General features: G+C 61.0%; 12 protein-coding genes and 1 pseudogene. 3 read left to right on the forward strand and 10 right to left on the reverse strand.

The genetic code is table 11. The features are described from left to right. Window positions 1-77: 77 nt before the first annotated feature. From ACSBLW_RS11415 to ACSBLW_RS11450, 8 genes and pseudogenes are all read right to left on the reverse strand, one after another. Window positions 78-340 (reverse strand): annotated as a pseudogene (locus ACSBLW_RS11415) (ISKra4 family transposase); the annotation flags it as partial. 359 nt (window positions 341-699) lie between these two features. After that, window positions 700-2,199: a hypothetical protein gene (locus ACSBLW_RS11420; RefSeq protein WP_435256745.1), complete on the reverse strand. Its 1,500-nt coding sequence runs from the start codon at window positions 2,197-2,199 to the stop codon at window positions 700-702. Further along, entirely contained in the window at window positions 2,196-3,308 is a 1,113-nt protein-coding gene (locus ACSBLW_RS11425; RefSeq protein ID WP_435256746.1) for a hypothetical protein, read from the reverse strand. The genes ACSBLW_RS11420 and ACSBLW_RS11425 overlap by 4 nt, the downstream gene beginning before the upstream one ends. A gap of 10 nt (window positions 3,309-3,318) precedes the next feature. Then, on the reverse strand, window positions 3,319-6,465 hold the full coding sequence (locus ACSBLW_RS11430) for a hypothetical protein (RefSeq protein WP_435256747.1): 3,147 nt from the start codon (window positions 6,463-6,465) through the stop codon (window positions 3,319-3,321). A gap of 379 nt (window positions 6,466-6,844) precedes the next feature. Beyond that, window positions 6,845-8,332 carry a mannose-1-phosphate guanylyltransferase/mannose-6-phosphate isomerase gene (locus ACSBLW_RS11435; RefSeq protein ID WP_435256748.1) on the reverse strand — a complete coding sequence of 496 codons (1,488 nt, stop codon included), beginning with the start codon at window positions 8,330-8,332 and terminating at the stop codon, window positions 6,845-6,847. Between the two features lie 75 nt (window positions 8,333-8,407). Next, the gene (locus ACSBLW_RS11440; RefSeq protein ID WP_435256749.1) at window positions 8,408-9,652 is read right to left on the reverse strand and encodes a hypothetical protein; all 1,245 of its coding nucleotides are present in this window, start codon (window positions 9,650-9,652) and stop codon (window positions 8,408-8,410) included. Between the two features lie 6 nt (window positions 9,653-9,658). After that, on the reverse strand, window positions 9,659-10,531 hold the full coding sequence (locus ACSBLW_RS11445) for a glycosyltransferase (RefSeq protein WP_435256750.1): 873 nt from the start codon (window positions 10,529-10,531) through the stop codon (window positions 9,659-9,661). 200 nt (window positions 10,532-10,731) lie between these two features. Further along, complete coding sequence (locus tag ACSBLW_RS11450) at window positions 10,732-11,943, reverse strand: glycosyltransferase (protein WP_435256751.1); 1,212 nt, start codon at window positions 11,941-11,943, stop codon at window positions 10,732-10,734. An 841-nt stretch (window positions 11,944-12,784) separates the two neighbouring features. On the opposite strand from ACSBLW_RS11450, the gene ACSBLW_RS11455 reads away from it, so the two are divergent. Then, a complete protein-coding gene (locus tag ACSBLW_RS11455; RefSeq protein ID WP_435256752.1) occupies window positions 12,785-13,075 on the forward strand; it encodes a hypothetical protein in 291 nt (96 codons plus the stop codon). Between the two features lie 160 nt (window positions 13,076-13,235). On the opposite strand, the gene ACSBLW_RS11460 is transcribed toward ACSBLW_RS11455, so the two are convergent. Beyond that, window positions 13,236-15,752 (reverse strand): ATP-binding protein, encoded by a 2,517-nt coding sequence (locus tag ACSBLW_RS11460; protein WP_435256753.1) that lies wholly within the window; start codon window positions 15,750-15,752, stop codon window positions 13,236-13,238. 88 nt (window positions 15,753-15,840) lie between these two features. After that, on the reverse strand, window positions 15,841-16,314 hold the full coding sequence (locus tag ACSBLW_RS11465) for a molybdopterin-dependent oxidoreductase (protein ID WP_435256754.1): 474 nt from the start codon (window positions 16,312-16,314) through the stop codon (window positions 15,841-15,843). 230 nt (window positions 16,315-16,544) lie between these two features. Here ACSBLW_RS11465 and ACSBLW_RS11470 point away from each other — a divergent pair, with 230 nt between their 5' ends. After that, complete coding sequence (locus tag ACSBLW_RS11470) at window positions 16,545-17,165, forward strand: response regulator transcription factor (protein ID WP_435256755.1); 621 nt, start codon at window positions 16,545-16,547, stop codon at window positions 17,163-17,165. Between the two features lie 280 nt (window positions 17,166-17,445). Continuing rightward, the gene (locus ACSBLW_RS11475; RefSeq protein WP_435256756.1) at window positions 17,446-17,958 is read left to right on the forward strand and encodes a hypothetical protein; all 513 of its coding nucleotides are present in this window, start codon (window positions 17,446-17,448) and stop codon (window positions 17,956-17,958) included. Window positions 17,959-17,998: the final 40 nt, after the last annotated feature.

A 17,998-nucleotide genomic window follows, 5' to 3' on the forward strand; every position in this document is an offset into this window, starting at 1 on the left:
TTGGCCGGTGCAAACATCGCAGTAACGGCTTGCGAGAGAATCTTATTTCCACGCAGGGAGTGTGGAAAACTTGGGGGTCAGGCTATGGCCCTGCGGTATGCGCCGGTCAACCTTCCATCTAGAAAGGCGGCCCCTACGAAGGCAACGTGATGGGGCCTTTGGGTGGACATCTCATTACCCGGCGTCTTTCCATCCCTCTGTCGCCAAAGTCGTCTTCGCGGCCCTCTGCACAGGACGAAAAGATCGGAAGACTTTTGCGGTATCGCCAGCCTTATTTGGCCAGGCTATCCACAATGTTTGCCAGATTGGCATAGAGTTCCCGGCAACCTGCTTGGACGCGGACAGCGGTGAGAATGACCCACGAAAGTAGAAATCCAAATTGGCATTGCAGACGCAGCGGCAAATGCGTGGCGCCTTGACCTGATACCGCCCCTGAATGTGACCAGAACCCTTGGTCGATCGGCATGCATCTCACTGCTACTGCTGCGGTAAGGGAAAACCTGCCCGTCTCTGAGATCTTCTTGAACTCGTCAAAGATAATCGATTTCTGCTATCGCCTTGGCATGGATTCCGCATCTTCCAGCAACGGCCAGAAGCCCAGGAGCTGAGTACTCCGAAACGGATGGGAAAGCGCCCTTAGCCTAATGTCTTCATCGTTGCGTTCTTAAGTGCCTTATCAACGATGATCGGCGCATAATACTATCCTTCCGGTAGGCGCAGGAATGACGCACGTAGCTGCATGGCTGCAGGTTTCTCGCTGCCATCGGCGCGCAATATCCCGAAGGCCGATTGCTGGCGCATTACCCAAGGCTTCGTTCCCACCGCCAACGCATCGACAGCGGGAAAATCGTAAAGCGTCCAGACCATCACCCCTGCACTGTCTTGCAGCGCCGCCAGGCGCGCGGTCAGGGCCTGTGCCTGCTTGAGCTCCGATCCTGGCCAGCCGAACCCAATCGCGTAAGAGCTGGTGCCGATTTCAGTGATCACGACAGGCTTGTCTCCCAGACGCGCCTGAAGCGCCGCCAGACGCGCTTTTGCCCCGTCGAGCGGGGCGTAATCGTGATAGCTCACCACGTCGAGTTGCCCGGCCAGACGCTCGCCCTCCTCGACGCGCGACCAGCCGACGGTGAGCGGAAGCTCCGGCGCAATTCGCCGCGAGATATGGATCATCGCTTCAAGCCAACCTTCGACCTCGCCCTCTCCATGGGCGGCGAAATCCAGATCGGGTTCGTTCTTGAGATCAACGAACGCAACCGCACCTGAAGCGCTTAGCACCGGCAGGACTCGCTCTAGCACCAGCACGTCTTCGGCCCAGCTCGTGGCCCCGTATCCCCCGCGCATGTCGAACAGTGTCGGCACCACGCTTAGGTGATGCGTCTGCGCAAGAGCCAGAAGGCTTTCGAGATCGCCAAGCGCCTCCCCAGCACCATCGGCCGCAGCAAAGACATCGCGCGGCAGGAAGACCCGCACGCTCGTCGCCCCCAAATCACGCAACCGACTGAAATCGACTGCGATAACCTCGGCATCGAAGTTGGGCCAGAAAGCACGCCAGGGTGTTTGCGCGGGATAGTAATTCACGCCGCGGATCTCTCCCGACCAACCGGGCCCCTGCCCTGCCATTTGTTCCGCCGCGCGGCGCTCGTAAGAAAACAGCCGCCACCCGTTCGATTCGTTCATCAGCGTCGCGACACCGCGATCGCGGGTCACCGAAAGGTGCGCAAGCCCCCCGTCCGCAAGCGCGTAGCGGACCACCTCCATCTCGACTTCGGCCTGAAACAACGAGCCATCGCGATGGAAGAAGACCGGCCGCGCGCTTTGGCTGAGGACCACCATTCGCGTGCCGTTCTCCTGCGCCTGCCGCGCTGCCAGTGCCGCGCGCCCCTCCGCCACGCCCGACAACCGCACTGAAAGCAGACCGGTCTCTCCGGTAGCCTGCGCCAGTGCGACCGCCTGCCAAGCCTCGGCCAGCGCCTGCCCGATCCGGGTCTCGTCCCCGGGCGTCACCGGGCGATCCAGTTCGATCTCTGCGGGTTGCCAGCGCACCAGATCTGCCTTTTCAGGTTGCGGGACCAGCGCGTCGGCAATGTAGAGATAGCGCGTCTGACGCGCCTGCATCCGTTCGTAGCCGGTGGCGGCCAGCATCATCCCTAAACCGAGCAGGATAAAACCAATGACGGCGGCAAGCGCGGTCTGCTTCATTGCACCAACTCCTTGCGGGCGTCACGCGGCGCGGGGCCGGGACTGAGGGTGGCCTCGCTGCTGCCGAACGCGCTCTCGATCACAATACGATAAGGCGCGTCCTGCGCCGCCATCGGCACGTCGATCCAGAGATAGCCGTCGCTCGCCCAGCCGGTCAGGGAAACTTCCCGCTGATCGGGCGCAGTAATCCGCAGTGCGATCTCGGCGCCCTCATACAGGAGATGCCCCGCATCCGTGACCAGCGGCCCGACCCTTAGGCGCAACTCGGGCGTATCTTCGCGCGCCCAAAGCCTCAGTTCGGGCGCATGGGCGAGGCGGACCTGCGCGATATCGAGCTTGCGCGTGGCCGAACGGCTGGTGGCCAACACCATCTGCGCAAGCGCCTCAGGCGGCATGTCTCGGGTCAGGATTTCGGCATGTCCCACGCCGCCGACGCTGCGCGCGCTCAGCACGGAGACATCAAGCACCTCGCCCCCCGGACCTTTTGATGCCTCGGACGGATGCTCGACAAGCAGCATCAGCGCCGTGCCATCCTCGACCGGGTTTCCATAGCGGTCACGCAGCGGCTCGGTCGCAAGCGGCAGGATCTGCTCGGGTTCGACCTGCGGCTGCGGGGCAATATTCAGCTCAACAGATCGCAGATCGGCGGTCACGCGAAACAGCGCGCGCGGAGATTGACGACTGTCCACTTCCGCTCCGGCCGCATAGGTGCCCGATCTAGTGGCCGGAGCGAAGATCAGATCGCCGATACCGTAGCGGGTTGGGTTTCCAGCTCGGGTCTCGTCTCCCAGCCGGAACTCGACCGCCAGACCGTCCGCCGCCAGATTGCCGTGCCGATCGACGGCAATCGAGACACCGTGCCCCTCGTCCTGCCCGGCGACAAGGCTTTTCGGTCCGAATAAAACCATCACTGTGTCGACCGCTTCCGGCATAACCAACGAAGTCGAAAACATTTCATTATTTTCAGACCCTTGCAGGCCAGACCAGTGTCCGCGCTCTTCTCCGGCAGCAAAGCGCGGCACCAGGCCGAACCCATCGGAAATAAACTCCTCGGCCTGCGTCGGCCCGGGGCCAAGCGCGGCAAGCAGGATCAGAACCGAAAGACGCATCCTTAACTCCTCAGAACAACGGCTCATGGACCATGCTCGATATATGCAAGCGTAGCGCCGAATAGCCCGGCACACCCGTAAGCGGGATTGTCCCCGTTGCGGCATCGGGCAGCCCGGTATCGCTTTGCTGCGAGGCGCCGTTCACCACCATGTCGTCCGCCCCCAGATCGGCGATCACTTTAATCTCGTTGCGCGCGGGCAGATCGAGTACAAAGCTCTGTCCCTGCCCCGGCACGATGTTGCGATCGACAAATCCCGCCTCGGTCCAGACCGGCAAACCCGCCTCGTCGTAAAGCAGGGCCACGACGCGGGTGACCGTCGCGACCTCGGTGCCGGTATTCACCGCCTGCCCACTCAGTTGCAGACGTCCGCGCTCGGTCGAGATGCGCAGCCCATTCAGCCCCACCGCCCGGTAAAGACCCAACCCCGCGACCAGCGCGCGAGCTTCGATCGTCGCACCGTCAGGACGTGCGGCCAGCTCCGGCGGAACGAAACGGGTCGGATCGAATTCGCCCGCCGCATCCTGAAGCGAGAGAACGCCCTCGAACTCGATACGGAACCCAGAGGTCTCGGCTGGCAAAAGGCGTTGTCCGTCGGCCATCCCTGCTGCCATTCGCGCCAGCGCCGGGCCCTTCCCCTCGGCCCGCAGATCACCCAGAACCATAATTTTCGCCGGGTCCGCATCGCCATTCGTCAGGGCGCCGACAATGCTGAAGCGCCCGTCTTTCTCGACCAGCCGCGCGCCGTGCAGGAAGATCCGCGGCCGGTCCAGCCGGTCTCGGTGGAGATCAGCGTCCAGCCGCGCCTGACGCCGCCCGACGAGGTTCCAGTCGATATCAGCGCGCCGCTGCAGCCGCTCGGGTGTCTGGGTCGGGCGCAGCTCGGGCGCTTCGACATACCAGATCCCGTCGCGCAGCACGGTCGACACCTCGCGCAGTTCCTCGCGCAGATTTACAGCCGTCAACCATGAGAGGCGAACCCTCCAGCGGCGTGTCACCTCGGTCCCGCCAATTTCTTCCAGTGCCACATCCTGCAACTTGCCATAAGACGCAATCAGCCCACCTTGCCAGCGCCAGTTGAACATCGCTCGATCGAATTCGGGACGGGTAATGGGGTCGAAGCGCTCGTAGGCCGCACGGAAGCGACGCATGTCGAGATCGGTGAAATAGGCCTCGATCTGCTCCTCCGCGCTCAGCGGGCGGTGTGTTTCGTGCCAGATCGACACCGCACCCCAGCTCAAAAGCGCCAGCACGAACAAAAGCGCGCCCAGAATCAGCCAGCGCAACAGCCGCACCGAGCCGACAGGACCCGTCACCATCACGGCAGGGCGCAGCAGTCCGCGCCGCATACCGAAACCATAGCGCAGCGTGGACAGCATCAGTTGCCCTAGGGCGAGAACCAGCACGAAAGGCGGAAGCGCCCCCCACATCACCATCTGCCAGACCGGGATCGCGCGACGTGGACTGACGAGGGGGAGGGGTGAGACATCGGGTTTTTCCCATACCGCAATCCCGTTGGGCAGCTTTTGCAGCCGGTCCCAGCCGGTGAAAAACAGAAGCGGGTCGTAGAACCCGTCGTTAGAGAAGATGTACTTCAGGTTATAAGTATCCGCGTTAATCAGGAATTGACGCAATGAGCCAAGCCCGGGCACGCCACTGAACTTCGCGTTTTCCAGCCGCTCGACAGAAAATCGCGTTAGATCGGGAAGGCGCCGGGCGGAATGATAATTGCCGTCGACCGACTGCGCCTCGGTCTGGGCCGAGAGGTAGGCGAACTGGTCGCCCAGACCGAGAGTCAGATAGCGCCAGTGGTCGTGCTCGTCCTGTTCGAGGAATTGCACGATCGGGGTGGGGTCCACGAATTTCGGCTGCATCGGCTGAAGAGCGGGCAGGATCGCAGCAAATACACTGACGCCGACCATCCCGAAAAATCCACTTCCGACCAGCACCCGGTGCCCCCCGCGGCCAAGCGCCTTGCGAAGCACATCGCCGGCGCGCCCGTGGAGCAGGCTTTCAAACATCCGCCCAAGGAAAGGCAGGATCAATATCGACGCCCAAAAGGTGAACCGGTCGAGGGTCAGGATGTCGAAAGCGCCTCGCAGCATTGCACGGGGCAGCGGGGTGGTGCCCCCAGTGCCCAGCACGAACCCAAGAAACACCGCCAGACCAAGTGGGAACATCCGGGTGCGCAGGCTGGTGACAAACACATACGGCAGGGCGACGAGGGCGAGCCCCCAAGGCAACAGGAAAAAGATCAACCCCAGATGCGGTTTTTCGAGAAAATTCTCGCGGCTGCCATGCGGAATTGGGACTTGCGTGATCGGATCGTTGATCGACCAGATCCAGTAGGGCAGAACTGTGATCACGATCGAACCGACCATGAAAACGCCAAGGAAAATACCGCGCATAAAGGCCCAAGACAGGCTCTTATACCGCTGTTTTCGGGTCTTTTCGCTGTTCAGCTCGGCAACGACGCGCAAGGATAGTGGGGCGAGCGGCAGGATGAACAGGACCGAGCCGAACAGCGTCGTCACGTGATGGGCGGCGGTGGTCGCACAGGCGAAAAGCACTGCCGTGAGGAAATCACGCCACCGCCCGCCGACAATCCAGCCATAGACCGAAGGTAACCCGTTGAGAAATACGCCCAGCGAAAAGATCGTCGGCAATTGCCCGAAGAGATGCACCGTTTCCGAGATCGACGACGAGAGCGCCAACGAAATTGCCGCATAGCCCGCCGCGCGAGGCTCGACCCAGATCAGCGCGTAGCGATAGACCCCGATCGTCAGCAGGATAAGCCCGAGCAGCATCGTTACCACGAAGGCCGCGCGCAGCGGCATCACATATTGCAGCGCTCCGATCGCCATATGCGTACCCGGCGGGTAGGAGGTCGTGGCAAAGCCGGTGTACCAGCGCGGCTCCCACACGTCGAACCAGCTCCGGTGATAGCTGTCGCCGAAGAACATGTGAATGAAAGCGTCGTAGGTATTGCCATGTGTGAAGGGCAGCAATCCACCATGAAACAGGCAGACCACGGCCAGTGCGAGCATAAGCAGGCGCAAACCAACACTATCCGGCGCCTCTTGGGCCGGTTCGTTCAGATGAAGTCGCGGGCCCACGACGAGAGCGAGGCCCCCGGAGGCACGGGCGACATCCGTCAACGGGGGAATCCTTTCGAACCTAAATCAATGTTTGCGCCCCCGGATATTGCCGCAGCACGCGCCCCAAGTCGTGACCTGCTGATGCGTAGCGCCCACACCCATCGGTATCGCTCCTCCTGTGCGAAAGGATAGGAGCGGGCTCTGAGCAAACTTTCCGAGCAGCGGTCCCCCTTAACATTCAAGCAAAACAAAGGTCAGAGCAAGCGTGCAGAGGTATCGGGACAGGCGATTGCCACTGTTGAAGTCGGCCACAGACCCAAGGGGAACTAGCTTCCTTAACAGTGGCAAGCAGATGTGCTTTTCGGGTAAAGCGCGGTGCGGAAAAAGTGCAATTGGGAGGCCTCTCCCCTCGCCTATGCTTTCCTGGTTCGACTCTCTATTACCCCCGCGCGCCCTGCCCACGAGCATAGACGTCATCATAGCGGATGATGTCATCCTCGCCGAGATAGGCCCCGGTTTGCACCTCGATCAAGGTCAGCGGCACCTTGCCGGGGTTCTCCATGCGGTGCACGGCACCGAGCGGGATATAGACGGATTGGTTCTCGGACACGAGTTTCACCTCGTCATCCACGGTTACTTTCGCCGTACCTACAACGACGATCCAGTGCTCGGCGCGGTGGTGGTGGCTTTGCAGGCTGAGCGCCGCGCCGGGATGGACATGGATACGCTTTACCTGAAAGCGCTGGCCGGTGACGAGGCTCTCATACCAGCCCCAGGGTCGGAAATCGCGCGGCAGAGTCTCGGCTTGCACGCTGCCTTTGGCCTTCAGTTCGGCGACGGCTTTCTTGACCTCCTGCGCGCGGGACTTGTGAGCCACCAGCACCGCATCGGGCATAGCGACAGCAATGATGTCTTCAAGACCGATACCCACGAGTTGCTGCGCCTCGCTGGTCGAGTACAGCAGGGAGTCCTTGCAGTCGATGGCGGTGGCGGCACCGTCGGTGACGATACCGTTTTCATCGGGTTTCTGCTCGCGCCAGACAGCTTGCCAGTCTCCCAAGTCCGACCACGCCCCAGCATAGGGTACGACGGAAAGATTGTCTGCACGCTCCATCACCGCATAGTCGATCGAGATATCCTCAAGCCCGTTCCAGGGCTCGGGTGCAAGTCGGGTGAAACTCAGATCCCGCCCTGCCCCGGCTACTGCATCCCGAACCTTTGCAAGCGTGTCTGGCGCGTATTTGGCGAAGGCCTCCAGAATCGTCGTTGTCGAGAACAGGAAGATCCCGGCATTCCACAGATGCATCCCGCCTTGCAGCAGCGCCTCGGCCTTTGCCAGATCCGGCTTTTCGACGAAGGATTTGAGCGGTTGGGGCGTTGCGGCGAACTCCGCGTCGGGAGCTTCGCTCAGTTCGAGCCAGCCATAGCCGGTTTCTGGGCGATCGGCGCGGATTCCGAAGGTGACGAGTCGGCCCGCCTCGGCTGCGGGTGCGGCAGCTTTGACGGCGGCACGGAAGGCCCCTGCATCGGAAATGACATGATCAGAGGGCGCGACCAGCATCAGCGCGCCTGGTTCGCGAGCTTCCAGCACCAAAGCGCTGGCACAGATCGCAGCGGCAGTATTCCGCGCGGAAGGTTCGATCAGGATATCGGCGGGCGCGATCTGCAGTGCTGCGAGCTGCTCAATCACCACGAAGCGGAAATCCGCGCCGGTGACGACAGAGGGTGCGGCGAAACCGCTGTCCAACAGCCGCTTGGCCGACGCCTGAAACAGACTTTCCTCGCCCATCAAGCGAACGAATTGCTTGGGATAGGACTTGCGCGAGAGAGGCCAAAGGCGTGTGCCAGCCCCCCCGCACAGAAGCACCGGGTGGATGGTGGTGTTGAGGCTTTGGTGGATGGAGAAGTTGAGGTGTTCCTGCGACATAGGTTTCACTCTTTTTTGAGAAATTTGGGAAATACGGTCCCCGGTGGCCCTGCGCGAGCACCGGCGCCCGTCGGCTCATTTTCGCAGCGCGGTCCTCGCAATGAGGACAGCGCTGACAATCGCTGCAAGAAGTTGGCAGCCGAGCTTAATGCCGACATAGCTGGCAAGGCTCGGATCTGGGGTCACGGCCATCGCGGCCAGCTGAAGAACGGCGATGCCCACGCAAAGCCAGATCCCGCGCTTATCCCCCAAGGCGACAAGCGCCGTCGCCGTGAGGTAGCTGAAGGTAAAAGCAATTGCAGAGAACGCGGCGAAGGGCAGATGCTGCGCGGCCTCGGCGTAACCGGAGCCGACCAGCAGCGAGATCATCCGCTCTGGGGCCAGGGTGCAGGCGCTAACCACGGCGATGCTAACGGCTGTGAAGATGACAGCAACCGGGGCGAGCGCCGCCCCTAGCGCCTGTCCTTCACGCTTTGCGCGCGTTAGGTCGGGCAGCAGCACGGTAGCGAGGGAGAGACAAGCAAAGAACTGGATGCGCTGGAACAGCGAGAGCGAGGCGATGAACCCACCCTCCTGCGTCGAAAGAGTCCAGCGGGCGATGAAGATGTCGCCGTCAAGCACGAACACCTGCGCAATTTGCAAGAGCGCGAAGGGTGCAGCGCCAAGGCCAATCGCGAAAAGGAGGCCGGGTTCGGCGGGGCTGGCGCGGCGGCGTGGGACCTCGGCAAGCAGGACCAACCAGCCTACGATGATCGAAAGCGTGATGGCGCCGATCACACCGGGCAGTCCCAGACCGACCTTCCAGGCTGCAATCGCGAAGATCAGGCGCACCGCCATCTCGAGATTCGCTGACAAGATGATCCGGCCAGTGTTGAGACTGCCGTAGCTGACGCCGCGAAGCAGGCTCAGCGATGCGCCGAAGGGCATCGCGGCAAGCAGCAGGATGGGAGAGAGGCTCGCCGGACCGAGCACTGTCCAAAGTACGATCCCGGCCGGCAGGCAGACGGCTGCGAGTATCGCAAACAGGCCGGTGTCGAGCCGTGCCAGCGCCGCGAGAAGCGAGCTGCGCTCGGTCACCGGACGGGCCGAAACGAGGTGGCTCACCGCCATCTGCGCCGCGCCGAACAGCGACAGGGCCGAAAGTTTCAGTGTCAGCAGGAAGGCGAGGCTTCCGAACAGCTCGGGCCCCATCAGCCGGCTGAAGATCATGTTGAAACCGAGGTTGCCGACATTCACCAGCATCGAAGATACAAAAATCGCTACGGCGGGCGTGACGAGAATAAGGCGGAGCGAGGCGCTCTGTCGGGCAAGGCTTATCATGGCGGGTTAGGCAGCAGGGGCGCAGACGGACGCGGTGACCGGCGCAGCGACAGGTTTGGCTGAGAAGTTCAGACCAAGCCGTGCGCGGCCGAGCAGCTTGAGCATTTGCATGCCGCTGCGCAGGATCGCCTTGCCCGAGACTTTCGAGCCGGGCACTTCGTCCCATTCCACCAGAGGCTGCTCAAAGAAGGCGTGGCGGCTTTCGATCGCGACGAAACGTTCCTTGAGGCGCAAGAACAGCTCCACGTCGAACAGCCAACCCGCGTTGAAGGGCTCGGACAGCGCAAAGCGGAGCGAGGGCGTGTTGCGCAGCATTTTCGCGCCACATTGCGAGTCGCTGATCGGCATGCACAGCACCTGGCGGGCGAGAGTGGCGCAAATCCCAGAGACGATACGACGCGAGAAACGGCGCTCGATCCGGCGACCCAGCATCCGCAGGCGCGCGCCATAGACGACTTGCACGTCCTGCTCGCGGTCGATCACGCGCAGGAAATCGGGGATCGCATCGAGCGGGGTGGCGAGATCAGCGTCCCAGTAGCCGACATGGTTTACGCCGCGGTCACAGGCATACAGCATGCCCTGGCGCACGGCTTCGGCCTTGCCCGAATTCCGGCTCAGGCCCAGCACGGTCACGCGCTGCGGAAACTCGGCGCGCAGGGCCTCGAGGCGGGCCTCGGTGGCGTCGGTGCTGCCATCGTTCACGAATACGAAATCGACGCCGGGATGGCGCGCGATGAACTGCGCGAATGCATCATGATTGAAGCGCTCGGCCTCGTTGTAGCAGGGCACAACGATCAGCGCGCGCCGGCGGGACGTGTAGAGGTGGCGGGTGGCGTCGTGCGCGCCAGAGACGATGGGATGCGAGATAATGGCGTTCATGGCAGCACCTTTGGATTGCGTTTAACAATATTTCGCAAAAGGCCGCACTTGAGTCTCGGTAGCGCAGGAATAACGTTTTGTATCCAAAGGATAGTCGACCTATCCAAGTATGGCGGACACCTCCAAAAGGACGTATGGCCCACCTTTTCAGGCAGGCCACACGGCGACGATCTTAGTAGGGGCAAGGGGGTGGGATAAGGTCAGCTGCTGACCTTCAGGAGCGCCTGTCTCTGATTCTTGTTCATGCGCAGCATGGCGGCGTGGAATCGGGCCACACGCGCGAGCGACATGCCCTGCGTGGCGGCGCGATTGCTGCGTGCCAGTTTCTGCGCCTCTTCGGGATGTTCAAGGATATCCCGCATCGCAAAGGCCATCTCGACCGATTTTCCGGGTGTGTAATTCGCGCCCTTTAGGCCCTCATGTTCGCACAGATCCACGAAATCACCAATCCGGGGGAAGACCGGGATAGTCTCGTAAGTAGCCGCCTGATGCAAAACGCCCGAGCTTCCAGTGGTGGCCGAATAGTCGAAGACGCTTAGACGGGCTTGCGAGAAGAATTCCGGCACATCCTCTTCGGCGACATAGCCGTGGAAGGTCACCGCAGGGTCGTCGCGGCGCTCCTCTTCAAGGCGGGCCATGTAGCCCGGGGTGGCCGGGTGGTCAGTGCCGCCGATCACCAGCTCGTAGCCGCGGAATTCGGGCAGCGCGCGCAGCAGATCAAAAGCGGCGAGCAGAGTTTCGAGACGTTTGTAGGTGCCGAATTTGCCCATCGTGACAATCCGCTTTGGGCGGTCCGCCAGCGCGGGCAGCTCGCGCTCGGTCGTGTCGAAGGTCCCATGCGGAACGTGGTGAATTGCGGCACGGGGGAAGCGCGCCTTCAGCATCTTTTCGTAAGAAGGAAGAGTAACGGTCATGTAATCCGCCGCGGCCATCGCGCGGGCCACGACAGCGCCCCCTACGCGCACGATCGCCTGGCGGATCGGTTTGCCTTTCAACTGAGTGCTCTCAAGGTCTATGCCCGCAACAAGGTTATGCGCCAGCACACCGCTGCGCCATCCCATCAGTCGCGCAATAGCCGGGGCGAAGAGGCCGAGCGCCGCGGGGAGTTCGCGATCGCCGAAGCTCGCGACCTGCACGTTCCACAACACACTGTCCACCTCTTCGCGCCACAACGCGCGCAGGATTGCTGGACCCGCCGTGACCGAGTTGAATGACCAGACGCGGCGCACGCGGATTTTCGGGCCGAGGTCGAGCTCTTCCATATGGACGGGCAGCTTGTCCGCTATCACCACCACCTCAGCCACGTCCGGGCAACCGGCAAGCTCTTTCGCGAGGTGCAGGCCGTATTCGTTTAGGCTCTGGCGGCCGGGAGGGAATGCAGTGACGAGAGCAATCGTTTGCAACTTCGACATGGAGGAGGTCCTTTTCGGGGGGGTCTTCGGTGAAATGAGAGGTGGCAAGTTATCGCCTTGTCACCCTTCTACCGAAGCGCGCAGGGCGGCGTGTGTGTGCAAGAGCAGAATGCCCCGCGAATTCGGGCAGGGGGGCACTACGCGAACGGATAGGTGGACATGCCAATCGTCCCTGAATCTCCCCTCGCTCCCAAGTAACTCCCGCAGATTTTTCAGAATTTGGGCCTGTGTCGCTTATCCCGGATCAATTACTGCGCGCGGGTGCCGTCTCCCTGCCAGCCTCGTGCGGCAAGGAAATCCTTCGCAAGACTTATTCAGGACATCCCATGTTCAGGTCACTGTTGCGGCTTTTGATGCCCGCCCTGCCCCCTCGCCCCTGGAGGCGGCGCTCGTCTTTGCCGCAGCACTATCGAATTCCGGGGGCGTCGACAGGCTCTCATGGAACCTGTTTCTGTCTGACTACAACGGCAACGTTCTGGAACAGGTTGGGGCTATGAGGAACTTGACGACTAAATCTAGTGCGTCCAGCAAAGTCTGCTCACGCTGTTGAGGGTCACCACCTCGGGCGCAATGGAGAGGTTCACGGACGTCTAGCACCTAGCGATCCAAAGAGCGGCGGTTGTAGGTAAAGCTTAGCTGCCATCAAGGCGACCAAGACTTATCAAATCAAGGTGGACGCCGCAGATACCGTTACGCCCGCGAGCTATCTGTTTGCTATTTCGAACTCGCTCAAGTGTCTGGTGGTGACGTGATGGGCGGGCACCTCCGATTAGAACTTCGGCTATGCCGAAAAGGCACACAGCGCGGACCGGTCGGTATCGCTCGCAATGTCCGATCCTTCGTGAACGCCGCTGGCGAGACCGCCTTAAGGACTACAATCGCGATCTGTGTGAACGTGACCAATGACGGCCTGTCGGGTGCGACGGGGGTTCTAGTCCGCGTTCTGCTACCCGAAGGCTACAGCAAAGTAACGGACGTTCCCGCCGCGCTTGGCGATTGCTACGCCCCTACGACCCGAATCTTGGACATAGGCACGATCGCGGTTCGCGAGACTGTAACTTGGTTAATCACCGTGACACGGAACGCGACAGGCGAGCTTACGAACGCCGCCGAGATCGTTACCGCCGATTAGCCTGATGATCCAAAAAACGATCCTGTTTTGGGTGCGCTACCGGATGATCTCGTAGACGGTCTGGAAATGATGACGAGGCCACCGCCCCCTTGCGCTTAGCGGTGCGGGTGAGGCCCCCCAATAACGGCGCGGGCGGCGTGGCCACCCTCGCAAACGGCGCTCAATCGGCAAGGAGTTCTTCGTAAAGAGCGGGCAGCGGGGCATAGAGCGCGGCCAACTCGCGACGGAGCGCGATTGCGGCTTGGACCTGCCCGCTATCGCAGGCACTCTGAATCTCACGGCACTTCTGGCTGAGCGCAGTTGCGCCCATCATCCCGCTCGTCCCGGCCAGCGCGTGCGAGCGGGCGCGCAGATCGTCGCGCTCCGTCGCCGAAGCGATTCCCTCGATCTCGCTCTGCGCGGTCTTAAGAAAGCTGGCGACCTGGGCGCGCGTCTTCTCGAGGCCCAAAAGATCCAGCAACTCACTGATCTGATCGGTCGAAATCGCATCGTCGGTATCGTCGTCCTCGGTCGAACCGTCTTCGACGTCCTCGGCCGTCGGGGCACTTTTGGCTTCGCCGCTTGCTCGGGGGGTAATCTCGCGCAAGGCCTCAGCCAGCGTCTTGCGCCGCACCGGCTTTTCGACAAAGCCTTCCATTCCGGCATCGAAAAATTCGGCGCGTTCCTGGGGCATCGCATGGGCAGTGACCGCGATGACCGGTGTCAGCCGGTTTGGCCCCTCGCCCCCTCGAATCGCACGGGTCGCCTGTATACCGTTGACCTCGGGCATCGAGATATCCATCAGGATGGCGTCAAAGGGGGCTTGCGCCGCCGTCTCGATCGCTTCGCGACCGCCCGGCGCGACGCAGACCCTGTGGCCCATCTGTTCGAGCATCTCGCTCAGCAGGTCACGGTTGAGCGCGTTGTCGTCTACCACCAGCAGATCCATTCCGCGCTGATCAGTCGCCTCCGGCAGTGCCTGTTGCGTCGACGGTTCAGCCTCGGTCGTTCCACGCATCGGGATGCGAACGGTGAATGTGGTGCCTTTGCCAAGTTCGGAGTCGCAAGTGATTGTGCCGTGAAGCCGCGCCACCATCCGTTTGACGATGCCTAGTCCAAGCCCGGTCCCGCCGGTGCGGCGTTCATAGCGGCTGTCGAGAGAAACAAAATCCTCGAAAATCCGTTCGCGATCTACCTCTGAAATGCCCTTGCCAGTGTCGATGACCTGCAAGCGCAGCATCAGGTCGCCCGGATGCGAGCCGGGCAACTCGCTTGGGGCGCATTGCGCGCGCAAAGTAACGTCTCCACCGGGAGAAAACTTGATCGCATTGCTGAGCAGGTTCGAAATGATTTGCTGCAAGGAGCGCGGATCAGTCAGCACCAAATCGTTGCATAGGCCATTCCGGTCGAGGTGGAGTCGCACCTGAGTACTGTCCGCGAAGGGCTGCATCGCGGCGACCATCGTTCCCATCATCGCCACGAGATCGACCGGAGCGATCAACAGTCCTTCCTCGCTCTCGGCGCGTTCGATGGCAAGCACGTCGTTGATATGTCCCATAAGCACGTCGCCCGAAGACATCGCCGCCGCCACATATTTTCTCTGGTCGGGGGTGAGCTTTGACCCGTCAAGTAGTTCGAGCGCCGCGATCACTCCGTTGAGCGGGGTCCGCATTTCATGGCTCATCATCGCGAAGAAGCGCGATTTCTCGCGATAAGCCGAAAGAGCCTCGTCGCGCATCCTCAGCAGCTCCTCTTCCTTCTCCTTGCGCTCGGTGATGTCGCGGAAATAGACCACGAACAGGTTGTGCTCCTGGGTGGGAATTAGCGAGGCCACGATTTCCGCAGGAAATTCGTGGCCGTTCGCATCAATCATCGGAAACTCGATGGGGCCCTTGTCGGCGATACTGCTGACTCCCGTGGTCCGGAACTTCTCGAGATGGCTTACGAACTGTGCGCGCAACCGATGTGGCACCAGCGTGTGCGGCATCGAGGAGCCAAGCAGCTCATCGCGGGGGCGGGCGAAGATTTTCTCGGCAGAGCCGTTGAGATCGACGATCGTCCCGAAATCGTCGATCATCAGTACTGCATCGAGCGAGACGCGCAACATTGTGTCGAGCCGGGCCTCATTCTCGGTGGCGCGCTGCGTCGCGATGCGCAGCGACTGGGATCTCTTTGACAACACGTAGATCGCACTAAGCAAGAAGAAGGCGACGAGGATCACGATATAGACCAGCGTCTTTATGTAGAGGCTAACCTGAGCGCGTTGCGCCTCGGAGCGCTCCGCATGGATCGCGATCGAGGCAATGGCCACCTCGCGCGGGACGTTGCGCATTTCTTCGAGCGAGTTCGCCAAAGGCTCTATCGCCGCGCGCAGATCCTCATCGCTGCCGTCAATCGCGAGGACATAGCCCTCGAGCATCTCAAGCAGTCGCGGAATACCTTCATTCTCGTCATCGGCGTTGATGTGCATCGTCTCGGCCAGCTTGACGCGGCTGTAGAACACATCGAACCGAGTCCGCAGTGGTGCGAGATCGTTTGTTTCCCCGAACATGACGCGATGCAGGGCATCGGTGAGCTTCAGGTATTCCACCTCAAGCTGCGAATAAACCCACCCGCGCTGATCTTGCCGCGCGGTTTCAATCTCATCGAGCTTGTTCCAAATGGAGAAGGCGAGGATCCCGCCGACTCCCAATGCCATGACAAGGGACAGTAGCCAGCCCCGATAAAGCCAAGTATTCTTCATTGACCATCCGACGCTATCCCGCATGCTCTCCTGTAGCCGAGAGTTACTCGAAAGTCACCCGATCAAGTTGCCATATGGCGCGGCTGTAATAGGTTTCTGCTTTGTAGTCCGGTTTGTCGTCAAACGGGTAGATCACCCAAAGCGGACCTTTGTCGCGGCGCGACATTTCGTTGCCATTCATCGCATAGGCAATGATCGGACCGCCCTCAACAGCATCCGACACCGGGATCTTGACCGTGTAATCGTTGATCGCGGTGGCGCTGATCGTGCCTTCGGTCACGCCGAAAGCCGCGGTGAAATCGGCAAGCGAGACGCCGGTGAACGCGACCGGGCCACCCTCAGTCCATTGCGTCGAGGTGGTAAAGCTGGTCGCGGGCATGGCCTTAAGCTCTTCCATTGTCATTGCGATCTGCTCGCCATTATGGCTGACGATCAACACTGCGGTGTCGGCCTGCGCCTCACCCGCGACAAAAGCGGCAATTGAAAAGGCTGCAGAGATTAGATGCTTGCTGAACATTTCGTACCCACCGAGTTGCGACAAAAATCCAATTTACAGCATTACTTCTTGCCAGGCTGTTTCCTAGCGCGCAGAAGAACAGCTGTGCTATACTTCTGTACATAAAAGGGGGCATTCGCCTAGGGCGTGAAAAAAGTTTTGCCAAACGCACCGCCTCCTGCGAAGAAGAAAGGCCACAAGATCAGGCCCAGCTATGCGGCCGGATGTATTGCTTACGAAAGGTTCGCCAAATGCCTTTACGGATATTGATTGCTGACGATCACGACCTCGTTCGTGAGACGATCGCGATGTTCCTTGAGGCTGATGGCAATGCCGAGACGCACTCGGCCAAGGATCTGCCCGAGGCGATTAAGAAGATCGAGACCGTCGGTCCGTTCGATCTGGTGCTGCTCGATTTCACCATGCCCGGCATGAAGGGGCTAGAGGGTATCGGCAAGGCGCTAGCAGCGAATGGCGGAAAGCCTGTCGGGCTTATCTCGGGCACGGCGACACGACTGATCGCGGAACAGGCGCTTCAGGCAGGGGCGGCCGGCTTCCTGCCAAAGACGCTTCCGGCGAAATCGCTGGTGAACGCGGTGCGCTTTATGGCCGCTGGTGAGATCTACGCGCCTTTCAGTTTCATGTCTGGCAAGGACGACCCAGAAGAGACCGATTTTGAGCGCGATCTTTCCGAGCGCGAAAAGCAGGTTCTGCGGGGTCTGATTGCGGCGAAGTCGAACAAAGAAATCGCCCGAGATCTCGACCTTCAAGAGGTCACGATCAAGCTGCATGTCAAGACGCTTTGCCGCAAGCTCGATGCGAAGAATCGCACTGATGCAGCGATGATCGCGCGTGACGCGGGATTCGTTTAACCATTTAGAAGCCCCCTACGATCAATGCGCCGCATCTGCGAAAGCAGGTGCGCTTTTTCTTTTTTCCGAATGACTTAGCGCGATCGGTGCAATTTTGCTATACGGCCCGACAGTCGTGGCTATGCGGAAGAATATATCCCTCTCCTCTCTGCCTTTCGAATAGCCCTCCGCGTCAATGCACGCGGTGCTTTTCCTCGCAATGATGCGCATATCACCGCCCGCTTGATGCAAGTGAGTTGATGCGCAACCGCCGGTCCTCCGGCCCCCTGAGGGAAATCACATGCCCCGTCCCCTGCCCTTTTTCATTTTTCCGGCGCTGGCCGGTCTTAGCCTGAGTCTTTCGGCCGCCCCCGTCGCTGCGGACGCGCTCGAAAGCAAGCTCTCCTATCTCATCGTGGTCCAGGACGCGGAGGGCAAGGAAGCCCTCATCGAACGCGCCGAAGTCGAGCCCGGCGAGGTCATTCAATACACCCTGTCGCACGAGAACATGACGACAGACGAAATGCAGGGCCTCGTGATCGCGGCGCCTGTTCCCGAGGGAGTTTCCCTCGCCCTGGGCGGCCTGACCACCTCGGTCCCGGCCACTTTCGAGATCCAAGCGGAACTCGATCCCGAGCTGGAAGGGCTGGAATGGTCCACCCTCCCAGCGAAGCGCAAGGTCGTCGAAGCAGACGGAAGCTTGCGTGAAGAAGAGTTGCCGATCGAGGAGGTCCGCGCCGTGCGCTGGTCTCTGAACGAAGCGCTCGAAGCGGGCGAAATCGCCCTCAACACCTACCGCGTTCGCGTCAACTGATCCGCGCCCCCCGGATCGCCTCTTCAACCTTACAGAAATG

Source organism: Thioclava sp. FR2 (genome assembly GCF_051200875.1).
Lineage (GTDB): Bacteria > Pseudomonadota > Alphaproteobacteria > Rhodobacterales > Rhodobacteraceae > Pseudotabrizicola.